We start from the raw sequence: 18,449 nt of genomic DNA, 5'->3' as shown, positions 1-18,449 counted from the left end.
CCCGTCGCGCGGAAGTGGCGGAAGTGTCGGAGGCGACTTCTAGGGTCGGCCGCATGCGGAGTGTGGAGCTGGGCCGGACGGGGTTGCGGGTGAGCAGGCTGGGACTCGGGCTCGCCTCGGTCGGGGGCATGTTCGCCGCCGTCCCGGAGTCGCAGGCGGTCGCGACCATCGACCGGGCCTGGGATCTCGGCATCCGGCTGTTCGACACCGCGCCGGTCTACGGCTACGGCCGCTCGGAGCAGCGGGCCGGGCTCGCGCTGCGCGGGCGGCCGCGGAACCGGTTCGTCCTCTGCAGCAAGGTCGGCCGGCTGATCGAGCCGGGCGGTCCGGACATCCAGCCGATCTGGGCCGAGCCGCCGGCCGGCCTGGGTCCTCGGCTCGACTATTCGTACGGCGCGGTGATGCGATCGTTCGAAGAGAGCCTGGAGCGGATGGGCATCGACCGGATCGACGTCCTGCACATCCACGACCCCGAGCTCGACTACTCGACCGCCTCGACCGAGGCTCTGCGGGCCCTGGCCGAGTTGCGCGGGCGTGGAACCATCCAGGCGATCTCGCTCGGGGTGAACCACGCGGACGTCGCGGCCCGCTTCCTCCGCGACACAGGGTCGGCCGGCCCGGACTGCATCCTCCTCGGCGGTCGCTACACCTTGCTCGACCAGTCCGGCGCTGACGAGCTCCTACCGCTCTGCGAGAAGCTGGGGGTCGCGGTGCTCGCGGCCGGCGTGTTCCAGGGCGGCGTACTGGCCCAGAGCGCCCCACAGGGACCACCTGAGCTGGTAGGGCGTATCGATCGGTTGCGCGAGGTGTGTCGCCGGTACGACGTGCCGTTGCTGGCCGCCGCGGTCCAGTTCCCGCTCGCGCATCCCGCCGTACCGGCGGTGGTGGTCGGGGCGCGCAGCCCGCAGGAGATCACCGAGGTCGCGGCGTGGCTCGACCACGAGATCCCGCCGGAGTTCTGGGCAGCACTAGGGTCTGCCCTATGAGGTACATGCTGCTTCACAAGACCAACGACAGCCTCGAGGCGGGTAACCCGCCGGACCCGGACATGCTGGCCCGGGCGGACGCCGTCCTCGAGGAGATGCGGCAGGCCGGCGTACTGCTCGCCGCCGAAGGCCTGATGCCGAGCTCGCGCGGCGCCCAGGTCACCTTCCCGACGCCCGGTGAGGAGCCTCGCGTCGTCGACGGCCCGTTCGCCGAGACCAAAGAACTGATCGCCGGCGTCTCGATCATCCGCGTCGAGACCAAGGCCGAGGCCGTCCACTGGGCCCTCCGCTTCGCCGAAGCCGACCCCAACACCCCCATCGACATCCTCGAGCTGGCCGACTGACTCTGGTGGCGCCGGTCAGTCGGTGAGGGTGCCTTCTTCGGCGGTGACGAGGTAGTCGATGGCGGCGAAGAAGCGGGCGATGCCGGGGAGGTTGGGGCCCTTCTCGCGGGAGATGGCGTAGGCCTCCGGGGTTGCCCACTCGACGATGTCGAGGAACTCGTAGTTCGGCAGCTGGACCAGGCGGGCACTGACGAAGCCCGCTCGGTCGGCGGCGAAGTCCTTCAACATGTCCGGGCGTGCGGCCAGTAGTTCCTCAACCTGCTCAGGTCGCACCCGGAACCGCGTCAGCTCAACCGTTGTCATGTCCAACAGCAACCGCTCAGGAGCTCAGTTGCTTCCCGTGAGGTTGGTGGCGGCCCAGCCGGTGATGTCTTCGTGGCGGATGGCGGCGGCCATGAGGTCGGGGAAGAGATCAGGAGTGCAGGCGAAGGTGGGTACGCCGAGATCGGCGAGGGCGGCGGCGTTCTCGGCGTCGTACGACGGGGTGCCGGAGTCGGCCAGGGCGAGCAGGGCGATGAGCTGGACGCCGGACTCGACCAGCGAGCGGGCTCGACGCAGCATGTCCTCGCGGACGCCGCCTTCGTAGAGGTCGGAGATCAGCACCATGACGGTATCGGCGGGCTTGGTGACGAGCTCCTCGCAGTACGCGAGCGCACGGTTGATGTCCGTGCCGCCGCCCAATTGCGTCCCGAACAGTACGTCGACCGGATCCTCCAGCTGATCGGTCAGGTCGACCACCGCGGTGTCGAACACGACCAGGCTGGTCCGCAGCGTGCGGATCGACCCGAGCACCGCGCCGAACAGCGACGCGTACACCACCGACTCCGCCATCGAACCGGACTGGTCGATGGCCAGCACGATGTCCCGCTGGACGCTGTGATTCCGCCGCGCGTACCCGACCAGCCGATCCGGAACGATGGTGCCGAGGGCCGGCGAGAAGTGTTTGAGGTTCGCCCGGATAGTCCGGTCCCAGTCGATGTCCGAGTGCCGCGGGCGACCGGTCCGGCCAGCCCGGTCGAGGGCGCCGGTGACCGCAGCCCGGGTGCGTTCGGTCAGGCGGGCCTCGAGTTCGGCCACGACCCGGCCAACTACGTCACGCGCGGTCTGCTTGGTCTCCTCCGGCATCACCTCGTTGAGCGCGAGCAGCGTGCTGACCAGGTGCACGTCCGGCTCGACCGCGCCCAGCAGCTCCGGCTCCATCAGCATCCGGGTGATGCCGAGCCGCTCGACCGCGTCCCGTTGCATCACCTGGACAACCGTGCTCGGGAAGTACTGCCGGATGTCGCCCAGCCACCGCGCCACCCGTGGCGCCGACGACCCCAGCCCGGCCGCCCGTTGCGTTCCATCTCCGGGAGCTGCGTCGTACAGCGCGGCCAACGCCGCGTCGACCGACCGGTCCTCAGCAGACAGCGTCGTACCGGTCTCCGGATCGGCTTCGCTCCCGAGGACGAGTCGCCAGCGGCGCATCCGTTCGCCATCCAGCGAAGACTCAGTCATGACACCCCCAGCAGTTGCGCGACGACAGGCAGCACGGACGCGGCCAGCTCGGCATCAAGGTCGCTGTCATCAGCAACAATCACCGACGCCGGATCGCCGAGCGCCCGGGCGCGCGTGCCGATCGACCGTCGCTCCGGCGAGGCGAAGGTTCCGAACGTACGGCGAAGCAGTGGCAGCACCTCGACGAACGCGTCGTCCGGGACCGCCGCCAGCCAGGCATCCACCAACGCCAGCAACCGTTCGTCGTGGACGAGCAGCAACCCACCACCGGCCAGGAAGCCCTCGACATACCCGGCCGCATCGGCGGTCGTTGTACCCGGCGACAACGCGCGTCCGAGGCGCAGCGCGACCTCATGATCCGGCAGCCGCGACGTGTCGAGCATCAACCGGGTCAACCGCCCACGGATCAACGGCGGCACGGACGACCGGTCGCTCAACCCCTCCAACGTCGCCAGCCACTCCGCCCGCACATCCTCGTCCAGCAAGGCGGTCGCGTCCTGCACCCCGTCGATCAATTCCAGTACGGCGGCCGCCGCATCCGGATCGAGTCCGTGCACCGTCCGGCCGAGACCGGCGCACACCCGGGACACCATCCGACCCGCGACCGAGGCCAGCCCGGCCGTGTCGGTGCCACGCACATCGCCGTACCGCGAGGATCGCGCCAGCGCCGGCAACGCCGCCATCAGGTGACCGACGTCCGCATCCTTCGCCGCCCGGGTGTCGACACCGCGCAGCAATTCGGGCAACGCGTCCGCGAGGTCGGCCAACAGCGACTTCTCCAACGCCGCGGTCACATCGGCCAAAGTCGACGACTCGTCCGCGACGCGCAGCATCACGGTCGTCGCAGCGCCGAGGACCGTCGTACCGTGGGCGCCGGCGGCGACCAGTTCGACCTCGAGCCCTGGATCCCAGGCGAGCCGCCACATCTCGCGGAACGTGCCCTGCGCCCGCCGCTCGTCGGCGGCCGCCACACCCCAATGCACACCGAGGATCCGCAACCGGTGCAGCAGCCGCGACTTCTCGAGGTCGTTCGGCTTCCGCAGGTCGAGCTCGATCACCCGCTCGGTCGCGTCCCGCCTCATCCTGAGCCGCCGCGCCTGCGCCGCCAGGTCCGCCGCGACCGGAGCCTGCGGCGTCTCACCCGGCACCGACCCCAACAGCTCCCCGACCACCGCTTCGCGAGTGACGAGATCAAGCAGTACGTCGTTCCCGCCGCAGAGCACTGCCCGCGTCGCTTCGGTGACCTCGCTCAGCCCGGCCAGCGGACGTTCCCGCAACGCGGCCAGGGTGTCCGCGAGTCGGACCGCTTCGATCACGTGAGCGCTGGAGACGGGCAGATCTTCCTCCCGCAGGACCCGCGCGACCTTCGACAACCACCGCGTGGTGATCTGGTCCGGCGCGGTGAACAGGTGGTGATACCAGCCAGGTGAGGTGATGCCGGCGCCGTACCCGCTCGTCGCCGCCAGCCGACCGTGCGTCCACGGGACCCACGTGCAGGCGACCTTGCGCTTCGGCAAGCCCTTCAGGATGCGTTGATCGTGGGTTGCTGGGGGCAACGGTGCTTCCAGCGCCGGTACGTGCCAAGCACCACAGATCACTGCGATCCGCTCGAAACCTTCGCGGATCGCCTTCCGCAGTACCGTCCGCATGTACGCCTCACGCTGCGCCTCGCGCCCGGTCGCCTCCTCGCCGTGGCGGAGCTCGCGCATCGCATCGGCGATCACGGTGAACGGCTCGGCCCCCTCGCGCCGGGACTCGATCACGTCGTCCCACCAGCGCTCAGGATCGTCGTACCCGCCCGCGTTCGCCAACGTGGCCAACGGATCGATCGACAATCCGCGTCGGCCATCACCACCGGAGGAAGCGAACTGATGGGCAGCCGGCAGATCACAGAACCGCACCGGTACGTCGGCCGCCAAGGCGTACTCGACCGCCTGCCACTCTGGGCTGAACACCGCGAACGGCCAGAACGCAGCCCGGGTCGAGTCGTCCACCGCATACGCGAGCAACGCGACCGGCGGCACCATCTCCTCCGACCCGGCCAGCTCGACCACCTTGTCGGCCTCCGGAGGTCCCTCGATCAGCACCACATCCGGCTGGAGCTCAGCAAGCGCAGTCGCCACCGCCCGCGCCGACCCCGGCCCATGATGCCGAATCCCCAGCAGGTGAACAGTCATCGGAATTGTCGCGGGGATACCCGGTCGTTCGGGGCAGGGTGGAACCGCGACTGCCTCCTCTCGGAGATCGAGGATTGTCGGTCCCGGTTGATTGGGTAGGTTCCATGTCCCGGTTCCGGATGTATCCGACTCCCGCGCAGCAGGCCGCGCTGCTGGAGCAGTGCCGGCATGCCCGGTACGTGTGGAACCTGGCACTCGAGCAGTGGTCGATGTGGACCCGCGACAGAGGCCTGACGCCTGGGTACGTCGAGCAAGCACGGCAACTCACCGAAGCGCGAGCCGCGTTCGGCTGGCTGCGGGCCGGGTCGCAGACCGTCCAACAGCAAGCGCTGCGGGACTTCGACCAGGCCATCAAGAACTTCTACGCAGGCACCCACCGGCGACCGACTTGGCGCAAGGCCGGGCTGCACGAGGGGTTCCGCATCGTCGGTCCCCAGGCGTCCCGGATCGTGAAGCTGAACCGGGGATGGGCTGCGGTCAACGTGCCCAAGGTCGGCAGGGTACGGTTCCGGCTGTCCCGTGCCGTTCCCGAAGCCAAGTCCTACCGCATCACCCGCGACCGAGCGGGCCGCTGGCACCTCGCCTTCGCCGCCATCCCACCGCCGATCCCCGCACCCGGTACAGGTGAGGTCGTCGGCGTGGACCGCGGCGTCATTGTCTCGGCGGCCCTGTCCACCGGAGAACTGGTGACCTGTCCTGGCCTGTCGGCACGGGAGCAGGAGCGGCTGAAGCAGTTGCAGCGTCGGCTTGCCCGGTGCCGCCGCGGCTCCAGCCGGAGCCACCGGGTAAAGGCTGCGATCGCCAAGCTGCACGCTCGTGCCGGTGACCGCCGCAAGGATTGGGTCGAGAAGACCAGCACCGACCTCGCCCGACGCTTCGACGTCATCCGTGTCGAGGACCTTCGGGTCGCCCAGATGACCAGACGAACGAAGGTCAAGTTCGATCCGGGGCGGCCGGGTGCGTATCTGCCGAACCGGCGCCGTGCCAAAGCCGGGCTGAACCGGGGCATCCTGGCCAACGGCTGGGGACTGCTCGTGCAGCGTCTGGAGCACAAGGCGGCAGGGCGAGTCGAGAAAGTCAATCCGGCATACACGTCGCAGACCTGCAGCGTCTGCGGGCACTGCGCACCGGACAACCGTGAGAGCCAAGCGGTGTTCCGGTGCGTAGCCTGCGGACATGAGGCAAACGCGGATGTGAACGCGGCAGTCAACATCGCGGCCGGACGGGCCGTCAGTGCACGCCGAGCGACGCCACCACGGGTCTCGCCGAAGCGTGAACCTCAACACGCTACCTCCGCGTAGTAGTTGGAATCCCCTTCCCTTCGGAACGGGGAGGACGTCAACCGCTGATCTCGCGACAGGCTCGGTAGAACGGTGCCCAGTCGTCGCGCTCGCGGACGACCGTCTCCAGGTACTCCGACCACACCACCCGGTCGGCAGACGGGTCCTTGACGACGGCACCGAGGATGCCGCCGGCCACATCGGTGGGTCGCAAGACGCCGTCACCGAAGTGGGCGGCCAGCGCGATGCCTCCGGTGACCACGCTGATCGCCTCGGCAGTGGAGAGAGTGGCGGACGGCGACTTCACCGCAGTACGACCGTCCTCGGTCCGGCCGGAGCGCAGCTCGCGGAAGATCGTCACGACCCGGCGGATCTCGTTCAGCGCGTCGTCCGGTTGCGGCAACTCGAGGGCGGACCCGAGCTGCGCGACACGGCGGGACACGATCTCCACCTCGTCATCGGCCGAGTCGGGCAGCGGCAGGACGACGGTGTTGAACCGTCGCCGGAGCGCGCTGGACAGTTCGTTGACTCCCTTGTCGCGGTCGTTGGCCGTGGCGATGACGTTGAAACCCTTGCGTGCTTGGACTTCCGTGCCCAGCTCGGAGATCGGCAGCGTCTTCTCGGACAGAATCGTGATGAGCGCGTCCTGGACGTCGGACGGCATCCGGGTCAGCTCCTCGATCCGGGCGATCTTCGCCTCCGTCATCGCCCGCTGCACCGGACTCGGCACCAGCGCCGCCTCACTGGGGCCCTGGGCAATCAACTGCGCGTAGTTCCAGCCGTACCGGATCGACTCCTCGGCCGTGCCCGCCGTACCTTGCACCAGCAGGGTCGAGTCGCCGCTGATCGCGGCCGCGAGGTGCTCGCTGACCCACGTCTTCGCCGTACCCGGTACGCCGAGGAGCAGCAACGCGCGGTCCGTCGCCAGCGTGGCGACCGCGACCTCGACCAGCCGGCGCGGACCGACGTACTTGGGTGAAATCTCCATGTCACCGGCCCGTCCGCCAAGGAGGTACGTGACGACCGCGGCCGGCGACAACCGCCATGCAGGCGGCCGCGGCCGGTCGTCGGTCGCGGCCAGCGTTTCGAGTTCGCCGGCGTACTCGGTCTCGGCGTGCGGCCGCAGTACCTCAGTGGTCATGAGAGCTCCTCGTACATTTCACGGCGGAAGATCAAGGTCTCCACCAGCCGGCGGCGCCAGGTGTCTTCCTCGCCGGTCGGCTCGCGGGTGATCGGATGATTCAGTACGTCGGCCGGCACCGCGCGAGCCGCGATACTCGCCAGCCGGGCCCAGCCCCGCGCGGTCCCGACCTTCGCGAGTTGATCCAGGATCATGGTTCCCAGCGACGCCGGCCACGGCACCGGCAACCCACCGACCAACTCGGTCAGATCGATACTTTCCTTCAACGCGGTCACTGCCCGGACCCATTCATCAGCAGGCAGCACCCGCAGCAGTTCGGCCGCACTCCGGCTGCCGGTCGAAGCGTTCGCCTTCAGCAACTCTCGCGCCCAGGGCTCCGCGTTCTCTCGTACGGCGGCCTCCGCCCAAGCGGACTGAAGGATCTCGGGCGCGCAACCCTCCACCGGCAGGTCCAGCCAGGTCGGATCCATCACCTCGAGCGGGGTGTTCGCGACGATCTGGAGGAACCACCAGGCGCGCTTGCCGATCCCCTCGGGGTTCTGCGAATCGATGCCGTCCCGTTCCATCGACGCGCTGAGACGTTTCGGCAGGTCGACCGCGAGCACGCCTTGGCTGACGACCAGATACGACGACATCCGCTCAGCCATCCGGTCGCCGTACCGCGATCCCGGGATCCGCGCCAGCAGCCGGGCCGCACCCCGGCGGACGTCCTTGGCGCGGTCGTCGAGAGCCGCCTCGAGGAACTCTTCGTCATCCAGGGACAATCCGTCGGCCAGCAAGCTGAGGAACTCGGCCCGGGTCGCGGCCGACTCGGTCGGCCAGACCTCACACAGCGCCTCGAGTGCGGCGGCGGGATCCTGCTGGCGCGTCGCATGCAACCAGGTGCGTCGCTGGAGCGAGTTGCCGTGGGTCCACAGCTCCGGGTCATTGCGCTCGGCAACCGCCGCGTGGAGGAACTTCCACTCGGGATTGAGATCGGCCAGCCAGGTCGCGCGCCGACCGGCCGCAGCGATGACGAGCGGTCGGTAATCCGCGCGATTGCGCGCGTAATCGGCCAACGCCGGCAGATGCTCCGGCGGCACTCCCCAACCCTTGGCGTCCGCTGCCCGCAGCCACTCCCCGAGTGCCGACGTCTGGAATCCGCCGAGCATCGCGGCCAGTCGGCGGATGGCGACCGGCCGGGGCAACGGACGATCCTCGCCAGGGGCCGCAGGCAACGGTTCGATATCACGCAACGGAGTGCGGCCGGCGCGTTTGTAGACGGTCGCCAACGCGGCCGCGTCCAGCAGACCGCCCTCACCGAGCCGCTCCTGGACATGTTCAGGCAGCTCCTCGAAATGCACCGGCCGTCGCTCGGTCCCGAGTAGCGCCGAACTGACCAGCCCGTCCCAGCCCTTCACACGATCACCGGCCTGTCCCGGTGCCAGCACGTCATCGGGCGGAACCCGGCCCGGTTCCACTCGCCGGCGACTGTGACCGGATCACCTGCCGACACCGCGAGCAACTTCAACGGATCCACGCCGGGCAGGATCTCGAGCCCGTCGTCCGCCTGATCCACCAGCGCCCAGCCCTCGCCGTACCGGGCCGGGCGGACGTCCTGCAGGACCAGCGGCCAGCGTTCGTTCCACGGGTCCGCGGCGACGGATTCGACGTACGACGCCAAGGCCTGTTGCGCCGTGAATCCGGTGGGCCGAGGTGCGGGCAGGCGTGGCGCGGTCTGGGTGAGGAGGGCGCGCATCGGGAGAGCGCCGGGGTAGAAGGAGAGCGCGCCAGGGACGTACTCGCCGGGCCGGGCCGGCAGCGGATCGAGTGGGCGTCCGGCAGCGGCGAAGTTGAGGATCAGGCCGAGTCGTCCGGTTGTTGCCCCGCGCAACCACACGCGGCGGACAGTCAGCCGGTCGTCGGGTTCGATCACCCGACCGAGCACCAGCCAGTCGTCCTCCACCTTCTCGCCCTCGGCCAGGACCCGCGCAGTCTCGACGGTCCAGCCGATCCTCGACTGCACAGTGTCGGCAAGTGACGGCGGGAGGTCGGCCAGCCGGGAGTGAGCGGACACGATCAGGTGGATGAGCGACAATTCCTCCAGCAGTTCGCCCGGCCAGCCGTGTCCACGTCCGACGACACCCGCTGCGCGCCGTACCGCTCCTGCAACGCCTGGCGCCTGAGCGTCCACCATGCGCGCGGCCAGCCGACTCAGCTCGCTGTAGGCCCGCTGATCGAATCCACCGAGGCCTTGCCTAACCTGGTCGTCGAGCCAACTGGCCAACTCGGCCATCCCGGCGGACACCCGATCGGCCCGCCTGGACGCACGCTGCTGAGCCGCCAACGGGTCGACGACCTCACCCGGCTTCCGCTCCGGGCGTTCGGCGCGGGCCGCGCGCTGATCCACCCAGGACCTCGCCCACTCCGGCTCATCAGCCGGCCGGACCTCGCCGGTGGCCCAGAGCAGCAGCAACCCGACCGCGTGCTTGCACGGGAACTTCCGGCTCGGGCAGGAGCACTTGTACGCCGGACCACTCAGATCGACCGTGGTCTGGTACGGCTGCTTGCCGCTCCCCTGACACAGCCCCCAGACCGCCCGCTCCGAGCTACCGGTCTCCGGCCACTTCGTCGTGCGGGCCTGGGCCTGGGCTGCCTTGGCGGACGCAGGATCCGGCGCCAACCCCAGCACCTGATCGACATCCCACGGCCCCACAGCACTCCCTGCTCCACTCGACACCCCGACCCGAGCAGCATGCCATCCACCCCCGACATGCGCATCGAGGGACCGAGCGACAGGAGGTGTCGCGGCGCTCGGCCCACCTGCCCGCCTGAGTGGCGCCCCGTGGCCACGACGAGCCCGGACACCTCCTGTCCTTCGGTCCTCCCCAGGTCAGCCGAAGGGTTGGAACATGATGATCGCGAGCTGGACGAGCAACTTCTTGCTGACCAGGTCGGACAGCTTGCCCCAGACCGGCGTCGACACGGTCATCGCGAGCAGGCTGGCGGTGATCACCCAGGTGTACTGCGTCTGGGTGCCTTCGAGGTCGGCGATGATCGTCGGCAGCGCGTTGCTCACGATCGTCGAACTCAGCACCGCGGTGAACAGCGCGGCCAGTAGCCCGGCGAGGATCTCCAGGATCTCCGGTGCGTCAGCCCTGGATCCTCCGGCCGGACGTCGCGCGGCAGGGTGGCGGGGTGCGTCGCCGGGCCGGTGGGCTCGGTCAGAGTGGCAGACATCGGGTTCCGTTCGTGCGCGGGGTCGCTGCGGCCGGGGCAGCCGATCAGCTGCCCCGGGGCGGAAACGGCCGGCGCGTCCTCACCCAGCCCTATTTGGTTGCAAGAACCAACAATAATCCCGCACCGTCATCAACCGATCACCACCCGCAGTTCTTTTCCTGACACGAGCCCTCCTCAGGACAGGGCTTACCGCGTACGATCCGGTGGCTGTTGAGAGATCAACAGCCACCCCGGCGGTGCTGTCAGGGCCCGCCGGGGTCTCTCTCGTCAGCCGAAGGCCGACACCAACAGGTCCAAGCACGCAGGCGGTTGACCAGCGGAAACGACCAGGTTGCCCGGAGCGCTCAGCGCAGGGGCGAACGGGCCCATCCACAGGGCGCCGTCGGTTGTCTCGCAGGAGGTGCCGTAGACGACGGTCCAGGCTGGGGCGCCGGTGGACATTTCGACGACGGTGTCCTCGAGGTTGTCGACTGGGCGGCCGAGCACCGGCTCGAAGCCGGCCTCCCGGCAGGCACCGACGATGTGGTCGTGCAGCCACGGATCGGCCGGCAGACGCAACGGCAGTGCGGCGAGGTCCACCAGCTTCACGCCATCGTCGGCCCGATACTCCGACGGCACGAGAACCGACAGCGGATCCCGCCACAGCTCGACTACACGAAGGTCAGCAGCCGCAACCTCACCCCGCACGAAGGCGACATCCAACTCGCCCGCCCGAACAGCCTCGAGCTGCTCAGCAGCCGGCCGCGAACTCAGCTTGATCTCGATCCCGGGCGTCTGCGAGCGCAGCACCGCCAACCCGCTGGCGCTGGCTGCTCAGGCGCTCAGCGTGCAGGCGGTGACCGGGAACCGGTTGACGCTCGGGATCGGGACGAGCCATCCGCACATGGTCGAGGGGATGCTCGGGCTGTCGATGGAGCAGCCGGCGAAGTACATGCGGGAGTACGTCGAAGCGCTCCTCCCGCTACTCGCCGGAGAAGCGGTGAACTACAAGGGCGAGAAGCTCAGCGCCGCCGGGAAGATCGAGATCATGGGAGCCGAAGCGCCGGAGCTGATCCTGGCTGCCCTCGGACCGCGCATGCTCAAGATCGCCGGCGAGCTCGCGGCCGGGACCACCACGACCTGGGTAGGTCCGGAGCTGATCGCGAGCTACATCCGGCCGACCATCGACCGGGCGGCATTCGGGAGGCCGCAACCGCAGGTGATCGGCGCGATCTGCGTGGCACTGACCGACGACCCCGACAAGACCCGCGACTGGATCCGCGAGAGGTTCGGCGCAGCAGGCACCATGCCCGCCTATCGGGCCGTATTGGACCGCGGCGGCGTGGCCGGGCCCGAGGACACGGCAGTCCTGGGTGACGAGACCGCGGTGGCCAAGGAGGTCCAGCGCTTCGCGGACGCCGGAGCCACGGAGCTCCTGTTCTGCCCGGTCGGTACGCCGGAGGAGCAAGCGCGCACGATCGCCTTCGTGCACGACTACGCCCGCCGCTAGTCAGGCAGCGTGCGGGTGTCGATCAGCCGGTGGGCCACATCGCGGAGCTTGATGTTGTGGTCCTGGGAGTAGCGGCGGAGTACGGCGAACGCCTGGTCGCTGTTGATGTCGAAGCGTTCCATCAGAATGCCCTGGGCCTGGCCGACCAGCTTGCGGGCGTCGATCGCCTGCCAGAGCGAGGCCTCCTGGCGGGCGTTGGCCAACGCGACGGAGGCGTGCCGGGAGAGGATGTGGGCGACCTCGTCGTCGTCCGACTCGAAGGCGTAGGGCTCGGTGTTGAAGAGTTGCAGGACGCCGAGCATCCCGCTGGCGGCCAGCCGGACGCTGAGCACACTGCGCAACCCGAGGGTGGCGACCTTCGCCGACCAGTCCGGGTACCGCGGCTCGTCCATCGTGTCCGGCACGAGGACGGTGTCCCGTTCCGCGATCACATCCAGCGACGGGCCCTCGTTGCACTCCAGCTGCAGCTGATCCGACAGCTCGACCACTGGATCCGTGACGGCGACGGTCTCCAGTTTCGCGCGGCGGTGGGACAGCGCCACACCGGCATGCGTGCAGCTAACCGCCTGCAGGGCGAACTGCAGGACGGCCTCGACCGTCTCCTCGACGCTGGACTCCTCGTGCAACTCGAGCGCGAGTTTCGCGAAGACGTCAGCGACTCCCGCGCCGTCATCGTTCACACAACAACCTTATTACGCGACCCGCGCCGCGACGAGACGTTCCGCGTTTGCCCGAACACGCTCCCGCCAGTCGCCGGACCGGGCGTCCAGGGCCGCGAACTGCCGCTCGACCGCGTCAGCCGGCGTGAAGCAGTAGTCACTCCCGTACAGCACCCGATCCCCCAGGACCGCGTCCGGCGTACCGGCGACGTCGTACCAGAGGTTGTCCAGCTGCGGCGTGACGCTGGGCAGGCTGTCGGGGGCGAAGGTACGGCGGAAGTGGTCGAGCCGATCGCCGAGTAGCGGCAGTACGCCGCCATGTGCGACGACGAACTGGATGTCCGGGTAGCGCGTGAAGATCCCCGTCAGCGCGAGATCGGTGACCGCCCGAGCGCTGTCGAACAGGAACTCGACCATCGGCCGCGGCCGGTCCAGCGCCACCTGACGCCACTGCGGCGGCGACGTCGGATGCAACAGCACCACGGCCGACCGGTCGTTCAGCGCCCGCCACAGTGGCTCCCACGACGGCTCACCCGGATACAGCCCACCCGCATTGCTCATCAGTACGACGCCATCCGCGTGCAACACGTCGTATGCGTACTCCAGCTCGACCAGTGCTCCCTCGACATCCGGCAGCGGCAGACTGGCGAAGAACCCGAACCGCCCGGGGTGGTCGCGGCCCAGCTCGGCAGCACTCTCGTTGACCCGCCGCGCGAGCACCTGCGCCCGGAAGTCGTCACCGAAGTGGACGCCGGGTGACGAGACGGACAGCAGCGCGGTGGCGATCTCGTTCCGGTCCATCAGGTCCAGCTGCTTCTGGACGGTCCACACGGGCCAGCCGGGCATCCCGTCTGGACGGAGATGCCCGGCCCGTTCCGCTGCGGCGACGTACTCCGGCAGCAGGAAGTGCGAGTGGACGTCGATCAGACCCCTCATGCCGCCGGGTGGAGCAGGTCCTCGAGGCCGATCCGGCGGAGGAGTTCGGTGCGGACCCGGTCGGCGACCGCGTTCACCACGGCCGCGCCGTCGTCGGACGGATCGATGTGCACCCGGAACGGCCGCCGGCCCTTCTCGGTGTCGACCACGGTCACGATCGCCTTCGCCACCTCGGCGACGTCGGCCCACTCCGGCTCGAGCTCGGCGAGCTTCTGGCTGACCTGTTCCATCAGTCCGGCGTACTTCGTCTCGTACGCCGCGACCACGTCCGCGTCGGCCGGCGAGCCACTGTGCGCGAAGTGATTGGTCCCGTGGGTGAACGCACCCGGTACGACGATCGCGCTCTCGATCCCGAACCGCGCCACCTCCAGCGCGTAGCTCTGCGCGAGCGCGTCCATCGCCGCCTTCGCCGCGAAGTACGGAGCCAGGTACGGCGGGGTGCCGCCGCGGGTGCTCGAGCTACCGACCCACAGCAGCAAGCCGTCCTGCTGCTCGCGAAGCTTCGGCAACGCGGCCCGGTTCAGCCGCTGCGTGCCGAGCACGTTGGTGTCGTACAGCTCGGCGAGCTGCTCGGGCGTGAAGGCCTCGGCCGGCCCGGTGACCATGTGCCCGGCGTTGTGAATCAGTACGTCGAGGTGCCCCTGCTCGCTGATCACAGTGTCGACGGCCTGCTGCGCGGAGGCGTCCGAGCTGATGTCGAGCTCGACCGGGCGGAGGTCGACCTTGTGCTCGCTCGCGTACTGCTTGGCGTCGGCCGCGGCCGTCGCGTTCCGGCCGGCCAGGTCGCGCATTCCGGCGTACACGATGTGCCCGGCGTCGGCGAGGGCGCGGGCGGTGAGAGCGCCGAAACCGCTGGACGCACCGCTGATCAGAACTGTCTTGCTCATGATGGTTTCCCTTCAGCTCAAGCGGTTGTCAGGCGGCCGAGCCGCCGTTGGCGTAGATGACCTGACCGTTGATCCAGCGGGCCGGACCGGCCAGGAAGGCGATGATCTCGGCGATGTCGGACGGCTGCCCGAGGCGCTCCAGCGGCGGCTCGGCGGCGATCCGGTCGATCAGCTCCTGCGACTTGCCCTCGAAGAACAAGGCGGTCGCGGTCGGGCCGGGGGCGACGGTGTTGACGGTGATGTCGCGGCCGCGCAGCTCGCGGGCCAGGATCAGCGTGATCGCCTCGACGCCGCCCTTGGTAGCGGAGTAGGCGGAGTACATCGGCCGGGCCAGCTTGGTCAGGGAGCTGGACACGTTTACGATCGCGCCGCCTTCGCGCACCCGCCGTACTGCCTGCTGGTCGACCACGAACGTGCCGCGCAGGTTGGTCCGTACGACGCGGTCGAACACCTCGAGGTCGAGGTCGGCCAGCGGCGCCAGCGGCATGATCCCGGCCGCGTTCACGACCACGTCGATACCGCCGAACTCCTGCTCGGCCCGGTCGAACAGGGCGGCCACCGCGGTCTCGTCGGCGACGTCGGCCTGGACCGCGATCGCCTTGCCGCCGGCCTGCTCGACCTCCTTGACGGCTTCCTCGGCCGCGGCCTGGTTCCCGGCGTACCCGATCACCACCGCGTAGCCGTCCTGGCCCAGCCGGGTCGCGGCCTGGCGGCCGATTCCGCTCGAACCGCCGGTGACGATCGCGACCCGGTCGGTGGTGTTGTTCTCGGTCATCGCCCTGCTCCTTCAGATCGTGGTGTTTCGTGCTGACACCAAGATCTTGCGGCGGGTGATGGATCAAGTCCAACGACTCAAGTCGATGGGTGGATCAAGTCTGTTGATCCAAGTCCCCACCGAGTTCGGTCCCTGGCGGCTGCCGGAGATGGGTGCTGACCAGGCCGAGCAGGGCGCGGAGCGCAGCGGTCGGTTTCCGCTTCTTCAGCGTGGCCATGTAGAGCGACCACTGGAACGACTCGTCGGCGATCCGGACCACGCGGATCGCGTCGATGCCCTGGACGGCGTACCCGGGCAGGATGCCGAGGCCGACGCCGTGGGTGACGAACTGGACGCCGTTCTCGATGCCGAGCGCCTCGACCACGACCTGCCGTTCGAGCCCGGCCGCCTCGAACTTCTGGTCGATCATCGACCGGGTGCCGAAGCCGGGCGGGAAGTCCACGAACGCTTCGTCGGCCAGATCCCCGAGAGTCACCGACCGCCGACGGGCCAGCCGATGCCCGACCGGAACCGCCAGCACCTGCGGGACTCTGAGCAACTCCCACGTAGTCAGTTCGCGGGGTGCACTACCGGCCGCGATGCCGAGGAAGCCGATATCGATGTCGCCGTTGCGCAGGCCGACGATGACACCGGCCGAGCCTTCGGGTTCGACCCGCAGTTGCAGCTCGACGTTCGGGTACCGCCGCCGGAACTCACCGGCCGCCGCCGGCAGGTCGACCAGCCCGAGGCCCGGCAGCAGCCCGACCCGGACGGAACCGCGAATCCCCGCGCCGAGTTCGTCGACGACGTCACGAGCACCCTGGACGGCGTCCATCACCGCCAGCGCTTCCGGCAGAAGCGCCGTACCGGCCTCTGTCAGCACCACCCGCTGCGCGCTGCGCTCGAACAGCGTGACCTTGAGATCCCGTTCCAGTGCGGCGATCGCGGCACTCACCGCACTCTGCACCACGTGCAGCCGTCGAGCCGCCAGCGTGAAGCTGCGCTCGTGCGCCACCGCCACGAAGTACTCCAACTGCCGCAGTTCCACGGGATGAGCGTACGGAACGAAGCCGTGTCAAAACCGCAGGCTCGGCTCCGACCCGTTCGTGAAGGTCCCCCGACAGAGACAGGAAGACCAACGTGACGAACCTCCAGGACCAGGTGCAGGACCGACTCGACGAACTGGCCGGCAGCGAGCTCGGCCTCCAAGTCGCCGTCTATCAGCACGGCGAAGTGGTCGTCGACGCCGTCGCCGGCACCAGGATCACCTCGGACACCCTCTTCTACAGCGCTTCCACCGGCAAAGGCGCGACGGCGACGGTGGCGAACACCTTGGTCGACCGCGGCATCCTCGAGTACGACGCTCCGATCGCGGGCATCTGGCCCGAGTTCGCCGCGCACGGCAAGGACAAGGCGACCTTGCGCCACGTCCTGACCCACTCGATCGGCCTGCCGGCACTCGCGCCCGACACCACGGTCGAGGACCTGCACGACTGGGCGAAGATCACGTCGTACCTGGCATCGGCCGAGCCGTGGTGGGAGCCCGGCAAGAAGACGACGTACCACGCCGAGACCTTCGGCTACCTGGTCGGCGAGATCGTCCGACGCGCGACCGGCCGAACGATCTCCGACGTACTGCGGGAGATCGCGGAACCACTCGGAATCGCGGACGAGGTCTACTTCAGCGTGCCGCCGGACCAGCAGCACCGGGTGGCCACCCTGGTCGAGCCGGAAGGGATCGAGGACACGATCGCGATGCTGGCCGGGATGTTCGCCAAGGTCACGCCGGCCGCGATCATGCCTCGGGCCGCGATGTGCAACAGCCCTGAACACCTCGCCGCCGAGACTCCGTCCGCCGGCGTCCTGACCGCACGCGGCATCGCCAAGCTGTACGCCGCTTTGATCGGTGAGGTGGACGGTGTCCGGCTGATCCGGCCGGAGCGGGTCGCGGAGATCACCGGCCCTGTCTTCACCGGGCAGGACGAACTGCTGGGCAACCACGCCACATGGGCGATGGGCTATGGGATCGGGCGGCTCGGGTCGACGGACAAGGAGAGTCCGACCACGATCGGCATGCCGGGCATGGGCGGGAGCGCCGCCTGGGCCGATACGCGGTCAGGCGTCACATTCGCCCTCACCAGGACGTTGTTCGACCCGGCTCAGTCCGACTCCGCGACTGAGATCGGCAGCCTGGTTGCGAAAACACTTTGCTGAAAGCCCTTGTGTGTAAGGGCTTTCCGTAGCTCAGGAGCTGCGGACGGACTGGTGGTCGACCCAGACCAGGTGGCCGTGGTGGCTGACGAGAACCTCGTCGGCACCGGCGGCGCCGGTACGGCGACCGACTTCCTGACCCGCGATCCAGCGACCGCCGATGCGGACCTGGACGGCGACGGGCCGGGCCGGAGAAGTGGCTACAGACATGGCATCTGACTTCTGGACAGGGGCGGTCACGGGATGGCGGCGTACTGCGCTGGGGTGGTGCTGGAGCTCGGTCATCGTCGCCCTCGCAGGGACACGGCAACCAGCGTCGGGGGGCTGGCTACTCAACCAAGGGCCACCATACAACCGCCGAATGACAGAGCGTTAGCGATAACTCGAATTGACCAGGAACCTCGCACCGCGTGCGGTTGTCGGCCCCTGGGTACCGGAAAGAATCTCATCATCCAGGAGGTGCCATGAGCACGAATCCGATCCCACCGGTGCCGGTCGGACCGGGTGAATCCCGGAACCCGGACAACCCGGATCCGGAGATGCCGGACCTGGTCGACCCGACCATCGAAGAGGAAACCACCGTCGGCACCCGCCCCGATGACGATTCACCGCTGTCGCAGCCGGCCTCCAACCCGGACCAGCCGGACGAGGACCCGGACGACCAACTCCCCCGGTGGGACAACTGATATGGAGTGGCTTCCTGTCAAGGGGCAGGGTGAGGCGCCCGTCCCGGTTGTTCCGGGGCGGGCGCCTCGTGGCTTCGTCGGCGGGGTGTGGTGGTGAGCGTGTCGTTGGCGACGCGCGGTCAGACTGATATGCGCTGTGAGTCTTGGGGTAGCTGGTCTGGGACTGGCTGGCAGGGTTAGCGG

At 69.0% G+C, this 18,449-nt stretch carries 20 protein-coding genes; 7 read left to right on the top strand and 13 right to left on the bottom strand.

Annotation, left to right across the window (positions count from 1 at the left end; genetic code table 11):
- The first annotated feature begins 53 nt into the window (after nt 1-53).
- Both EV652_RS39495 and EV652_RS39490 read left to right on the top strand, forming a co-directional pair.
- A complete protein-coding gene (locus EV652_RS39495; RefSeq protein WP_132215288.1) occupies nt 54-986 on the top strand; it encodes an aldo/keto reductase in 933 nt (310 codons plus the stop codon).
- Nucleotides 983-1,330, top strand: a complete 348-nt coding sequence (locus EV652_RS39490; protein WP_132215286.1) for a YciI family protein — start codon at nt 983-985, stop codon at nt 1,328-1,330. The genes EV652_RS39495 and EV652_RS39490 overlap by 4 nt, the downstream gene beginning before the upstream one ends.
- 15 nt (nt 1,331-1,345) lie before the next feature.
- Here EV652_RS39490 and EV652_RS39485 read toward each other — a convergent pair whose 3' ends face one another.
- Genes EV652_RS39485 through EV652_RS39475 form a run of 3 tightly spaced genes read right to left on the bottom strand, consistent with a single transcriptional unit; the run spans nt 1,346 to nt 5,004 of the window.
- Nucleotides 1,346-1,633, bottom strand: coding sequence for an antibiotic biosynthesis monooxygenase (locus EV652_RS39485; protein WP_132215284.1), 288 nt, complete (start codon nt 1,631-1,633; stop codon nt 1,346-1,348).
- 24 nt (nt 1,634-1,657) lie between these two features.
- A complete protein-coding gene (locus EV652_RS39480; RefSeq protein WP_132215282.1) occupies nt 1,658-2,827 on the bottom strand; it encodes a VWA domain-containing protein in 1,170 nt (389 codons plus the stop codon).
- Nucleotides 2,824-5,004 (bottom strand): DUF5682 family protein, encoded by a 2,181-nt coding sequence (locus tag EV652_RS39475; protein ID WP_132215280.1) that lies wholly within the window; start codon nt 5,002-5,004, stop codon nt 2,824-2,826. The genes EV652_RS39480 and EV652_RS39475 overlap by 4 nt, the downstream gene beginning before the upstream one ends.
- A gap of 104 nt (nt 5,005-5,108) precedes the next feature.
- On the opposite strand from EV652_RS39475, the gene EV652_RS39470 reads away from it, so the two are divergent.
- Nucleotides 5,109-6,305 (top strand): RNA-guided endonuclease InsQ/TnpB family protein, encoded by a 1,197-nt coding sequence (locus EV652_RS39470; RefSeq protein WP_132215278.1) that lies wholly within the window; start codon nt 5,109-5,111, stop codon nt 6,303-6,305.
- 37 nt (nt 6,306-6,342) lie between these two features.
- Here EV652_RS39470 and EV652_RS39465 read toward each other — a convergent pair whose 3' ends face one another.
- The 5 genes from EV652_RS39465 to EV652_RS45605 form a co-directional block, all read right to left on the bottom strand.
- On the bottom strand, nt 6,343-7,425 hold the full coding sequence (locus EV652_RS39465; protein ID WP_132215276.1) for an ATP-binding protein: 1,083 nt from the start codon (nt 7,423-7,425) through the stop codon (nt 6,343-6,345).
- Nucleotides 7,422-8,825, bottom strand: coding sequence for a DUF5691 domain-containing protein (locus EV652_RS39460; RefSeq protein ID WP_132215274.1), 1,404 nt, complete (start codon nt 8,823-8,825; stop codon nt 7,422-7,424). Before EV652_RS39460 ends, EV652_RS39465 begins: the two co-directional genes overlap by 4 nt.
- A complete protein-coding gene (locus EV652_RS39455; RefSeq protein ID WP_132215272.1) occupies nt 8,822-10,120 on the bottom strand; it encodes an SWIM zinc finger family protein in 1,299 nt (432 codons plus the stop codon). Before EV652_RS39455 ends, EV652_RS39460 begins: the two co-directional genes overlap by 4 nt.
- A 177-nt stretch (nt 10,121-10,297) precedes the next feature.
- Nucleotides 10,298-10,513 (bottom strand): MFS transporter, encoded by a 216-nt coding sequence (locus EV652_RS44330; RefSeq protein WP_369410066.1) that lies wholly within the window; start codon nt 10,511-10,513, stop codon nt 10,298-10,300.
- 398 nt (nt 10,514-10,911) lie between these two features.
- Nucleotides 10,912-11,433 (bottom strand): LysR substrate-binding domain-containing protein, encoded by a 522-nt coding sequence (locus EV652_RS45605; protein WP_242002284.1) that lies wholly within the window; start codon nt 11,431-11,433, stop codon nt 10,912-10,914.
- Here EV652_RS45605 and EV652_RS39440 point away from each other — a divergent pair.
- The gene (locus EV652_RS39440) at nt 11,399-12,133 is read left to right on the top strand and encodes an LLM class flavin-dependent oxidoreductase (RefSeq protein WP_242002283.1); all 735 of its coding nucleotides are present in this window, start codon (nt 11,399-11,401) and stop codon (nt 12,131-12,133) included. The two genes, EV652_RS45605 and EV652_RS39440, sit on opposite strands and share 35 nt — an antisense overlap.
- Here EV652_RS39440 and EV652_RS39435 read toward each other — a convergent pair.
- From EV652_RS39435 to EV652_RS39415, 5 genes are all read right to left on the bottom strand, one after another.
- Entirely contained in the window at nt 12,130-12,813 is a 684-nt protein-coding gene (locus EV652_RS39435; RefSeq protein ID WP_132215264.1) for a GAF and ANTAR domain-containing protein, read from the bottom strand. The genes EV652_RS39440 and EV652_RS39435 overlap by 4 nt on opposite strands.
- 12 nt (nt 12,814-12,825) lie before the next feature.
- Nucleotides 12,826-13,728: an amidohydrolase family protein gene (locus EV652_RS39430; protein ID WP_132215262.1), complete on the bottom strand. Its 903-nt coding sequence runs from the start codon at nt 13,726-13,728 to the stop codon at nt 12,826-12,828.
- A complete protein-coding gene (locus EV652_RS39425) occupies nt 13,725-14,615 on the bottom strand; it encodes an SDR family oxidoreductase (RefSeq protein ID WP_132215260.1) in 891 nt (296 codons plus the stop codon). Before EV652_RS39425 ends, EV652_RS39430 begins: the two co-directional genes overlap by 4 nt.
- 28 nt (nt 14,616-14,643) lie before the next feature.
- Complete coding sequence (locus tag EV652_RS39420; protein WP_132215258.1) at nt 14,644-15,390, bottom strand: SDR family oxidoreductase; 747 nt, start codon at nt 15,388-15,390, stop codon at nt 14,644-14,646.
- 94 nt (nt 15,391-15,484) lie between these two features.
- On the bottom strand, nt 15,485-16,417 hold the full coding sequence (locus EV652_RS39415) for a LysR family transcriptional regulator (protein ID WP_132215257.1): 933 nt from the start codon (nt 16,415-16,417) through the stop codon (nt 15,485-15,487).
- Between the two features lie 92 nt (nt 16,418-16,509).
- Here EV652_RS39415 and EV652_RS39410 point away from each other — a divergent pair, with 92 nt between their 5' ends.
- From EV652_RS39410 to EV652_RS39400, 3 genes are all read left to right on the top strand, one after another.
- Entirely contained in the window at nt 16,510-17,583 is a 1,074-nt protein-coding gene (locus EV652_RS39410; RefSeq protein WP_132215255.1) for a serine hydrolase domain-containing protein, read from the top strand.
- 78 nt (nt 17,584-17,661) lie between these two features.
- Entirely contained in the window at nt 17,662-17,799 is a 138-nt protein-coding gene (locus EV652_RS44325; protein ID WP_158441482.1) for a hypothetical protein, read from the top strand.
- A gap of 245 nt (nt 17,800-18,044) precedes the next feature.
- Entirely contained in the window at nt 18,045-18,266 is a 222-nt protein-coding gene (locus EV652_RS39400; protein ID WP_132215251.1) for a hypothetical protein, read from the top strand.
- Nucleotides 18,267-18,449: the final 183 nt, after the last annotated feature.

The organism is Kribbella steppae (assembly GCF_004342025.1).
GTDB lineage: Bacteria > Actinomycetota > Actinomycetes > Propionibacteriales > Kribbellaceae > Kribbella > Kribbella steppae.
This window is presented reverse-complemented; position numbering and strand designations above follow the sequence as displayed.

Bases quoted from the DNA above. Each gene is read 5' to 3' on its own strand.
- EV652_RS39495 (WP_132215288.1), top strand. From the start codon at position 54: ATGCGGAGTGTGGAGCTGGGCCGGACGGGGTTGCGGGTGAGCAGGCTG.
- EV652_RS39490 (WP_132215286.1), top strand. From the start codon at position 983: ATGAGGTACATGCTGCTTCACAAGACCAACGACAGCCTCGAGGCGGGT.
- EV652_RS39485 (WP_132215284.1), bottom strand. From the start codon at position 1,633: ATGACAACGGTTGAGCTGACGCGGTTCCGGGTGCGACCTGAGCAGGTT.
- EV652_RS39480 (WP_132215282.1), bottom strand. From the start codon at position 2,827: ATGACTGAGTCTTCGCTGGATGGCGAACGGATGCGCCGCTGGCGACTC.
- EV652_RS39475 (WP_132215280.1), bottom strand. From the start codon at position 5,004: ATGACTGTTCACCTGCTGGGGATTCGGCATCATGGGCCGGGGTCGGCG.
- EV652_RS39470 (WP_132215278.1), top strand. From the start codon at position 5,109: ATGTCCCGGTTCCGGATGTATCCGACTCCCGCGCAGCAGGCCGCGCTG.
- EV652_RS39465 (WP_132215276.1), bottom strand. From the start codon at position 7,425: ATGACCACTGAGGTACTGCGGCCGCACGCCGAGACCGAGTACGCCGGC.
- EV652_RS39430 (WP_132215262.1), bottom strand. From the start codon at position 13,728: ATGAGGGGTCTGATCGACGTCCACTCGCACTTCCTGCTGCCGGAGTAC.
- EV652_RS39425 (WP_132215260.1), bottom strand. From the start codon at position 14,615: ATGAGCAAGACAGTTCTGATCAGCGGTGCGTCCAGCGGTTTCGGCGCT.
- EV652_RS39420 (WP_132215258.1), bottom strand. From the start codon at position 15,390: ATGACCGAGAACAACACCACCGACCGGGTCGCGATCGTCACCGGCGGT.
- EV652_RS39400 (WP_132215251.1), top strand. From the start codon at position 18,045: ATGAGCACGAATCCGATCCCACCGGTGCCGGTCGGACCGGGTGAATCC.